The organism is Vibrio sp. Isolate24 (genome assembly GCF_022398215.1).
GTDB classification, from domain to species: Bacteria; Pseudomonadota; Gammaproteobacteria; order Enterobacterales; family Vibrionaceae; genus Vibrio; species Vibrio coralliilyticus_A.
Genome location: NZ_JAKEUU010000022.1, coordinates 1 through 537, shown reverse-complemented (window position 1 = coordinate 537; position 537 = coordinate 1). Strand labels below are relative to the sequence as shown.

The following is a 537-nucleotide window of genomic DNA, read 5'->3' as shown; positions in this document are numbered from 1 at the left end:
TAATCAATTGGTCGCAGGTTCGAATCCTGCACGACCCACCATTCTTCTCCACGAAGAATCAAAACTTATGTGGGCGATTAGCTCAGTTGGGAGAGCACCTGCCTTACAAGCAGGGGGTCACTGGTTCGAGCCCGGTATCGCCCACCATTTTTAAGTGTTTTTCTTAGAGAATATTTAAAAATGGTTCATTTATTTATAGAAAGTTGAATCTAGTTCTTTAACAATTTGGAAAGCTGACGAATAACAACAATCCCCATCTCTTTGAGATGCGTTGTTATTCATTTAAAAGTTCTCAAATCCTAAGTCTTTATGATTTAGGTACCAACACACATTCAAGTGTTCTTGGAAGTATCGAAAGATACTTAATATTTGAGTCCGGCAAAATTGTGTCTGCATCATGTTTAAATAATTGCAGACAACTTTGGTTGTTTGACTAGAAGACCCTTTGGGGTTGTATGGTTAAGTGACTAAGCGTACACGGTGGATGCCTTGGCAGTCAGAGGCGATGAAGGACGTATTAACTTGCGATAAGCCCAG

1 tRNA gene and 1 rRNA gene are annotated in these 537 nt (G+C 40.2%); both read left to right on the top strand.

The features are described from left to right. The first annotated feature begins 71 nt into the window (after window positions 1–71). Window positions 72–147 (top strand) — tRNA-Val (locus tag L1D23_RS22160). 310 nt (window positions 148–457) lie between these two features. After that, a 23S ribosomal RNA gene (locus L1D23_RS22155) occupies window positions 458–537 on the top strand; the annotation flags it as partial.